Origin of the sequence: Streptomyces sp. Tue6028 (assembly GCF_002300165.1) — a bacterium.
In the GTDB taxonomy this organism is placed as follows: domain Bacteria; phylum Actinomycetota; class Actinomycetes; order Streptomycetales; family Streptomycetaceae; genus Streptomyces; species Streptomyces siamensis.
Genome location: NZ_MLCE01000020.1, coordinates 90,683 through 98,974 on the forward strand (window position 1 = coordinate 90,683; position 8,292 = coordinate 98,974).

At 71.1% G+C, this 8,292-nt stretch carries 9 protein-coding genes and 1 tRNA gene; 4 read left to right on the forward strand and 6 right to left on the reverse strand.

From position 1 onward, the window contains the following. Window positions 1-75 precede the first annotated feature (75 nt). Window positions 76-381, reverse strand: a complete 306-nt coding sequence (locus BKI49_RS18330; RefSeq protein WP_095935357.1) for a hypothetical protein — start codon at window positions 379-381, stop codon at window positions 76-78. Between the two features lie 372 nt (window positions 382-753). Here BKI49_RS18330 and BKI49_RS18335 point away from each other — a divergent pair, with 372 nt between their 5' ends. After that, complete coding sequence (locus BKI49_RS18335; protein WP_095935358.1) at window positions 754-1,632, forward strand: bifunctional DNA primase/polymerase; 879 nt, start codon at window positions 754-756, stop codon at window positions 1,630-1,632. A 20-nt stretch (window positions 1,633-1,652) separates the two neighbouring features. Here BKI49_RS18335 and BKI49_RS18340 read toward each other — a convergent pair whose 3' ends face one another. The 3 genes from BKI49_RS18340 to BKI49_RS18350 all read right to left on the reverse strand — a co-directional run bounded on the left by BKI49_RS18340 (window position 1,653) and on the right by BKI49_RS18350 (window position 3,689). After that, window positions 1,653-1,865 carry a DUF4287 domain-containing protein gene (locus tag BKI49_RS18340; protein ID WP_095935359.1) on the reverse strand — a complete coding sequence of 71 codons (213 nt, stop codon included), beginning with the start codon at window positions 1,863-1,865 and terminating at the stop codon, window positions 1,653-1,655. 196 nt (window positions 1,866-2,061) lie between these two features. Next, window positions 2,062-2,146, reverse strand: a tRNA-Ser gene (locus BKI49_RS18345). Window positions 2,147-2,192: 46 nt separating this feature from the next. Then, a complete protein-coding gene (locus BKI49_RS18350; RefSeq protein WP_095935360.1) occupies window positions 2,193-3,689 on the reverse strand; it encodes a S1C family serine protease in 1,497 nt (498 codons plus the stop codon). A 256-nt stretch (window positions 3,690-3,945) separates the two neighbouring features. Here BKI49_RS18350 and BKI49_RS18360 point away from each other — a divergent pair, with 256 nt between their 5' ends. From BKI49_RS18360 to BKI49_RS18370, 3 genes are all read left to right on the forward strand, one after another. Beyond that, window positions 3,946-4,755 (forward strand): glycerophosphodiester phosphodiesterase, encoded by an 810-nt coding sequence (locus BKI49_RS18360; RefSeq protein ID WP_095935361.1) that lies wholly within the window; start codon window positions 3,946-3,948, stop codon window positions 4,753-4,755. Window positions 4,756-4,959: 204 nt separating this feature from the next. Continuing rightward, a complete protein-coding gene (locus BKI49_RS18365; protein WP_373557560.1) occupies window positions 4,960-5,505 on the forward strand; it encodes an ATP-binding protein in 546 nt (181 codons plus the stop codon). 476 nt (window positions 5,506-5,981) lie between these two features. Beyond that, window positions 5,982-6,971 carry a DUF5926 family protein gene (locus tag BKI49_RS18370; RefSeq protein ID WP_095935363.1) on the forward strand — a complete coding sequence of 330 codons (990 nt, stop codon included), beginning with the start codon at window positions 5,982-5,984 and terminating at the stop codon, window positions 6,969-6,971. A gap of 222 nt (window positions 6,972-7,193) precedes the next feature. On the opposite strand, the gene BKI49_RS18375 is transcribed toward BKI49_RS18370, so the two are convergent. Then, a complete protein-coding gene (locus BKI49_RS18375) occupies window positions 7,194-7,748 on the reverse strand; it encodes a hypothetical protein (protein ID WP_095935364.1) in 555 nt (184 codons plus the stop codon). A 56-nt stretch (window positions 7,749-7,804) separates the two neighbouring features. Beyond that, window positions 7,805-8,292, reverse strand: a 488-nt coding sequence (locus BKI49_RS18380; protein ID WP_095935365.1) for a bifunctional DNA primase/polymerase, incomplete at its 5' end; no start/stop codon positions are given.

Genomic DNA, 8,292 nt, shown 5'->3' on the forward strand with positions numbered 1-8,292 from the left:
AGACGCGCTACCACCCCACAGAGCACAACCACACGCTGGATGTTCCGGGCCGATGGGAGCGCATCGGCCCCCGGCTCACCAGAGGTTGGTGAAGTTGATGACGGCGGTGGACTGGTCGATGGCGGTGAAGGCCGAGCCGTTCACCTGGGCGGTATTGCTCTGGTTCGAGGCTCCGGAGCCGACCGCCTGCTGCTGGGTGGTGGAGGAGTTGCCGAAGTTGTCGTGACCGACTCCGCTGCGGCCGACGGTCGCCACCCCCGCGTTCGATCCGTCGTCCGCGAAGGCGCCGTTGTCCGCTGCCGCGACGCCCGTGAAGAGGGCGGCCGCGAGAGGCAGGGCGGCGACGGCGGCGAGAACGCGGGCGGTACGGATGCTTGCCATGTGAGTTCCTCCAGAACCGGTTGTACGCACCGGCGATGAACCGGGATGTACGTGAAATTCGGCTTGTTCCAAGGCAGTTGGCCGACCGCCTCGGCGCTGTGCACGACGTCGCGACTCCAGAGTTGCCCAGCGGATCCCCGGCGAACCACCCCGGAAGCCCTGATTCCCCCTCAAGCGTGAGGACATGTCGATAAACCCCCTTCCTGCCCGAGAAATCCCTGCTCAGCCCGCGACTGACCGCTCAATCCCAGACGCCGCACGGGGTGAAGCGTTCCGGCACGTTTTCGGCCAATCACACCCGTCGGCCACCCCGCACCCGCGCGTGTCCGGGAAGCCCTTCCTTTTTTCGAACACTCGTACGAACATGGAGGCATGGCCACCATCGACCGGCAGGCCACGACCCTGGCCCTGGCCCACGCCCTGTCCGCAGCCGAGCGCGGGCTGGCGGTGATCCCGCTGTCCCGGACAAAGCTCCCGGCCCTGCGCTCCCCCCACCGTGACGACCCCGACCCCGCCCCCTGCCACGGCGAATGCGGCCGCTTCGGGCACGGCGTGTACGACGCGTCGGCCGACCCGCGGCGCATCCGAGAACTGTTCGCCGCCGCCCCCTGGGCCACCGGCTACGGCATAGCCTGCGGGCTGCACCCCCACCACCTCATCGGCATCGACCTGGACACCAAATCCGGCACGGACTCGTCGGCCGCCCTGCGTGAACTGGCCCTGCGCCACCTCTTCACGATCCCGGAGACCGTCGTCGTCCTGACCCCCAGCGGCGGTCGTCACCTCTGGCTGAGCGGACCGCCCGACCTCGTCGTCCCCAACTCCGCCGGCCGCCTGGCCCCGGGCATCGACATCCGCGGCGCCGGCGGCTACCTCGTCGGCCCCGGCTCACGCACCGACCACGGCGTCTACAGCACCGCACCGGGCACCGCCCGTCTGGCGCCCGCGTCCTGCCCGAGCGAGCTCCTGCGCCTGCTCGCGCCCCCGCCCCGGAGGCACCCTCCCGCGCCTCCGGCGACCGGCAGGCAGGGCCAGGGGCTCGTCCAGTTCGTGCTCGCCGCCCACGAGGGCCAGCGCAACACCCGCCTGTTCTGGGCCGCCTGCCGCGCGTACGAGAACGGCATCGGTACCGAGCTGACCGACCCTCTCGTGGAGGCCGCCGTCCGCACGGGTCTCACCGAACGCGAGGCCCGCTCGACGATCGCCTCGGCGGCACGGATGACGGCTCCGGCACCGCCACGGCGAAGCTGACGGCGGCGGCGCCGGAGCGTCTACTTGCCGCTGTCCTCGGCGAGGGTGTGGGCGACCAGGGCGTTGGCGTGGCCGTGCCCCAGCCCGTGCTCGGCCTTGAGCCAGGACACGAGCTCCATGTGCTTGGTCAGCGGCGAGGACCGGATGAGGTCCTTCCATTCGGCGACGGGCCGCCCGTACTTCTTCTCTATGGAGGGGAAGTAGCTGGCGGGGCCCTTCACGGCTTCGGTCATGTCGGCGGTGTCCCATCCGTGTGCGGGAAGCGGTCTCGGAGCACCGGCACGCCGCCGCACTCCGACTGGTTGCTGATACGACCGCGCGAGCGGGGAAAACTCATCGCTGCGCGCCGGAGAACCGCCCCGCACAGGCCGAAGGGGTGCCTCTCGGTGAGAGACACCCCTTCGGTTCGGCACACGTGCCGAACTGCTGCGGTGGGTGTGGGATTTGAACCCACGGTGACTCGCGCCACGACGGTTTTCAAGACCGTTCCCTTAGGCCGCTCGGGCAACCCACCCCGCGCCGTCCACGATCGTCGACGGCGCGGGGACAAGACTAACCGCTCAGCTGTCGCCCTCGCGCTGTCCCAGGGTGACGTCGACGGTCTGGGTCTTTCCGTCCCGGGTGTAGGTGAGCTTGACCGTGTCGCCGGGGCGGTGGGTCCAGATCTCGCCGATCAGGGTCGGTCCGCTGTCGATCACGTGGTCGTCGAGCTTGGTGATGACGTCGCCGGGCTTGAGGCCGGCCTTGTCCGCGGGGCCGCCGGAGGTGACCGCGTCGGAGCCGCTCGCACCCTGTTCGGTGATCTTCGCGCCGCCGGTGCCCTCTTCCAGGGAGACCGAAGCGCCGATCACCGGGTAGACCGGCTCGCCGGTCTTGATCAGCTGCTGCGCGACGTTCTTCGCCTGGTTGATCGGGATCGCGAAGCCCAGGCCGATGGAGCCGGACTGGCTGCTGCCGCCGAGGCCGCCTCCGCTGCTCGACTGGATCGCGGAGTTGATGCCGATGACCGCGCCCTGCGCGTCCAGGAGCGGGCCGCCGGAGTTGCCCGGGTTGATCGAGGCGTCCGTCTGCAGGGCGCTCATGTAGGAGGCCTTGCTGCCGGAGCTGCCGTCGCTGGACGCCACCGGGCGGTCCTTGGCACTGATGATTCCGGTGGTCACCGTGTTCGACAGGCCGAAGGGCGCGCCGATCGCGATCGTGGAGTCGCCGACGGCCACCTTGTCGGAGTTGCCGAGGGCGAGCGGCTTCAGGTCCGACGGCGCGTTCTTCAGCTTGATCACCGCGACGTCGTAGCCCTGTGCGTGGCCGACCACCTCGGCGTTGTACTTCTTGCCGTCGGGGAAGGTCGCGGTGAGCTTGCCGCCGTCGACCGCGTCCGCGACGACGTGGTTGTTGGTGAGGATGTGGCCCTGGGTGTCGAAGACGAAGCCGGTGCCGGTTCCGCCCTCACCGTTCGAGCTCTGCGCCTCTATCGTCACGGTGCTCGGCAGCGCCTTGGCCGCCACGTTGGCGACGGTGCCCGAGGCACGCTTGACGTCACCGCTGCCGCTCGGGGCGGAGACCGTCGTCGAGTCGGTGGAGTCGTCGTTGTTCTTCGCGAGCGAGTAGCCGATGCCACCGCCGACGCCGCCGGCGACCAGGGCGGCGACCAGGAGGGCGGCGACCAGGCCGCCGCGCCCGTTCTTGGGCTTCGGTGCGGGCTGCTGGTAGGAGGAGCCCCAGCCGCCGTGGCCCGAGCCGCCACCGTCCGCGTACGACGGGGTGGGCGGCGGCGGAGGCGGCCAGCCCGCCTCGGCGGCGGATCCGGGGACTCCGGCGCCCTGCCCGTGCGGTGCGGCGCCGTACCCGACTCCGGCGTGCGCGTACGCCGGCTGCTGCGCGGGCGCCGGTGCCTGCTCCGGCGCGCCGGGGGCGCTCGGAGGCACCACCGGGATCGGAGCGGTCGGCGCGCCCCCCTCGGGCGCAGTGGCCTGCGCGGAGGCAGCGGGAGTTTCCACCGGCACGGGAGGTGCGGACGGGGCCGGGGGTACTGCAGTGCCCTCGTTCTCGGTGCTCACAGCTCTACTCCTAGATCCACGGCTGTTGTTCTCGGTCGCACTCGGTCACGCTCACTCACGCTTGTCGACGGTCCGGCGCGATTCAGCTGTGCATGCGCTTTTGTACGACGTCAGCTTTTCCCACCGGCCGTCAGAGCACCATAAGCGGTGGCTGTGGGTCCGCGACCATCCTTTATATCGGACCAGTCTGGCGAAACGGACGGATCCCCGCCTCCTCGGCCTCACGCCTGCCGCACGACGGTGGCACCATGACGCGGTGACCCTCGCACGACAGCACCCCATCCAGGTCGTCGCCCACCGCGGAGCCTCCGAAGACGCTCCCGAGCACACGCTGGCCGCGTACAGGAAGGCGATCGAGGACGGTGCGGACGCCCTTGAGTGCGATGTGCGCCTGACGGCCGACGGCCATCTCGTCTGCGTGCACGACCGCCGGATCAACCGTACGTCCAACGGCCGCGGAGCGGTCTCGGCCCTGGAGCTCGCCGACCTCGCCGCCCTGGACTTCGGATCCTGGAAGAACCGCGACGAGGCCCCCGACTGGGAGCACGGACCCGGGGACCCGGAGGACACCTCCGTCCTCGCCCTGGAGCGGCTGCTCGAACTCGTCGCCGACGCGGGCCGCCACGTCGAGCTGGCCATCGAGACGAAGCACCCGACCCGCTGGGCCGGCCAGGTCGAGGAGCGGCTGCTGGTCCTGCTGAAGCGTTTCGGCTTGGACGCGCCCGAGACCCCCGCCCAGTCACCTGTACGTGTCATGAGCTTCTCCGCGCGCTCACTGCATCGCGTCCGGGCCGCCTCGCCGAACTTGCCCACGGTCTATCTGCTGCAGTTCATCTCCCCGCGCCTGCGCGACGGACGGCTGCCCGCCGGTGTCCGGATCGCGGGCCCCTCGATGCGGATCGTACGCAGTCACCCCGGTTACATCGAACGGCTGAAACGAGCCGGACACCAGGTGCACGTCTGGACGGTGAACGAGGCCGAGGACGTCGATCTCTGCGTTGAGCTGGGCGTCGACGCCATCATCACCAACCGGCCGCGCGCCGTCCTGCGCCAGTTGGGCCGCTGATCCCACCACGTTCCCCCAGGCAGGGGCCTCCACGAACCCCGGACATCACCACCGAAATCCAGTCACGCGATTACGGGGAGTGCACCGGCGCGTTCGCTCCGTATTCGATCGTTACGAGTGCGTCAGTAGACGTTGATTGGCCGGTTTCCGGTCCAGTCCAAAGGGGCATCCACAACGTGGCGTGGGGCAAAGGAGGTCTCGGGGGTGGCGTTGGTGGTGGCACAGGAGGTGCCCACGTCGTCGAGCATGGCCGTACCCCATGGTCCTGCGGGCGTGGGGGAAGCAAGACACCGTATGCGTGATCAATTGCGTACCGGTGGCGTGGCGGACTCGGTCATCGACGATGCCGTACTGATCCTTTCCGAACTGCTCAGCAATGCCTGCCGGCACGGCAGGCCGCTGGGTGACGCCCTGGCAGGTGACGGCGACGTCCGTGCGGCGTGGCGCGTCGATACGTCCGGACGGCTCGTCGTCGAAGTGACGGACGGCGGTGGTCCGACCCGGCCCGTTCCGGCAACGCCCTCGGTCACCGCGCGCGGCGGCCGCGGGCTGAACATCATCTCGGCACTGGCCAAGGACTGGGGTGTGCGCGACGACGTCCGCGGCGAGGTCACGGTGTGGGTCGTCGTCCAGGACGACGTGGAATCCGCGCGCAGGCATGATGATTTCGCTACGCGCGTCGCGTCACCGAACGTGTCGGCGGGGATACCGGAGCTGGACTTCGCGGACGCCTTCGACGAACTGGGCTGAGGACACCGGCCCTCCGGGGCGCAAGGGAAGCGGGCCGCCGGGACCGCGCCGGCGGGAGCACGGTCATCGGGGCACGCCTCGGAGCACGCCTTCGGGGACGCACACGCCCTCGGTCACCGCCGGGGACACGTTCCCGGTCGCTGCGGGGACACACTCCCGGTCGCCGGGGACACGCCCTCGAAGTCTCGCTCCCGGGGCCGTCGTCGGACGCACGCCTTCGGCGTCACCCTCCGGAGACACACCCTCGGGGTCACCGCCGGGGATCACGTCTTCGGAATCACCGACGGGGACACGCCGACGCGGCGACACCGCCGGGCGGGGAGTGGACGGAGCGGACGTGCCGGTCGTGGCGCACGCGGACCGAATCACCGGCTCCGGGACGACGCGGTGCGTTGTCCACAGGGTCCCGTCAGCCCACGTAGGAACGGCTAGGCTCGCGCCCGTACGAGACGAGCCGTGATCGGGAGACACCCACGATGGCCAAGAAGCGACCCCACACCAAGGCCAAGCAGCCCACCTCGAAAGCCGGGGCCCGCGCCGCAGGCGCCGATGGGCACGTCCCGGTTGTGGGCGCTCGCGAGCCCTGCCCCTGCGGCAGCGGCCGCCGCTACAAGGCCTGCCACGGCCGGGCCGCCGCGCACGCCGTGACCGAGCTGGTGCAGCGCCCCTTCGAGGGACTGCCCGGCGAGTGCGACTGGGTCGCGCTGCGCGAGCTGGTGCCCGCCGCGACGGTCGAGCTGAACCTCAAGGAGAGCCTGCCCGAGGGCGTCCCGTCGGTCACGCTCGCCACGGTCCTGCCGATGGCCTGGCCCGCGCTGCGCCGCGAGGACGGCTCGGTGCTCCTGGGCCTGCAGAACGACACGGCGTCCGGCGACATCAGCCGCGACCTCGCCGACACCCTCCAGCGCGCGCTCACCGCGAAGCCGGGCACTCCGGTCGAAGGCAGGCGCGCGCCCGCCGAGGGCCCGCGACTCCAGGACCTGCTCGCCCCCGAAGGCGCGTTCGAGCCAGTTGTGCACAGCGGCTTCGAATTCTGGGTTCCGGACGCGGAGAACGCGACGGCGGACGTGACGGCCTCCCTGGAGCGGGCCAACGCCGCCGCCATCCCGACCGTGAAGCTCGCCGGGGTCGACGCCGCCTACTGGTGCGAGACCCCCGACAAGAACCACCTGCGCTGGGTCATGCCGCACCCGGAGGAGCAGCTTCTGGACGCGCTGGCCCGGCTGCACGCGGCCGGCCGCTCGAACCTCGGCGAGGGCACCCGTCTGGTCGGTTCCTTCCGTGCCCACGGGCTCACGGTGCCGGTCTGGGACCTGCCGACGAGCGTCACGGCGGACGACATCGAGAAGCCCGCGGCCGAGTTCGCCGAGCGCCTCGCCACCGCCCTGGCCACCGACGCACCGCTCACCGCGGAGGAGCGCAGGGCGCGCGGCGGCCTCACCAACCGACAGGTCACACTCAGCTGACCCACAGGAAGCCGAACTGACCGACCGGTCAGCTGGGCAGAGCCCCACAGAACGGGTGACTCCTGTCACAACTCCCCGTTGTGACAGGTAAATCCGTGTCCGAATAGCCGAGATCGAATTTGCGAACCGCCGATCTCTTGTTACCGTTCGAGTAGCCCGGTTGCTGGTGCATCCCCCGTCGCCAGCAACCGGGTCTTTCCATGTCCGCAACCGTGCGCGACATCAACCACCTTGCCACTGCCCCGAGTTGCTCCCCGAGCGCAGCAGCAGCGGCCCTCCGGCCGCGGTCCGTTCCGCGAACTCCGCGACCGCCGAATAGCCCCCCACGTCGCCGTCGGTGCGTTCCCTGGGGGTCTCACAGACCCCGGGATCGTCCTCCGCGCCCACCGCGCAGTTCATCTGCACGGTGCGCCCGCCGGGCCCCATCAACGTCAGCACGGAGCTCAGCTCGTCGCCGGTCGCGTTGCGGTAGTACGTGCGCGCCCATGTGTCCTCACCCTGCGTGAGGACACAGGTCTGGGCCTCGATGCCGTCGGGGGAGGAGAGTTCGGGACCGCACCGGGCGGCGGTGGCGAGGCCGAGTCCCAGCAGCCGGGGCGACCGGGTGGGGACGGGAGCCGCCGTCCCCTTGTCGTCACGTCCCGGGGTCCCTGCGGCCGCGGCGCCGTCGCGGCCGGGATCTCCGGCGTCCGCGACGGGCCCCGCGGATGCCACGGCGAGCGGGAGAGCCACCGTGAACGCCACTACGCCCGCGAGTGCGAGCAGGCGAAGGTTCATGAAGGGGAAGATAACGAGCGCGGGCGGGCGCGCGGTCGACCGCGCGCCGGGCGCTCCTACAACTCGGGCGCGCTCACACCCGTACGAGTGAGTGCCTCCACGACGGCGTCCACGACGGCCTCCACGTCGGGCACCCAGGGGGCGGCGGAGCCGGGCAGCGGGGCACGCTCCCAGCGGATCTGGCCCTGGCCCGTCTCGGACGGCGGCAGTGCGAGATAGCCGCCCTCGCCGTGGAAGCGCAGGGAGCCGGGGACGAAGTCCTTCGCGTAGAGGAGCTCGCCGAGCTGCTCCATGGAGTAGGGCGCGACGAGGATCGACCAGCGCGTCGGGGACGCGACGACCGGGCCGAGGCGCATGCCCTTGCGGTCGAGGGCGTCGAGGGCACGGGCCGCCGCGAGAGCCGGCAGGCTCACCGCGCACGGGGCCTTGCCGCCGGTGGCCAGCACGACGGATGCCGACGGCCGGTTGGTCCACCACCAGCGCACCATGCGCTCGTCGGTGGTGGCCGCGAGGAGGCCGGGGTCGAAGGGGTGGGCACCGGGCA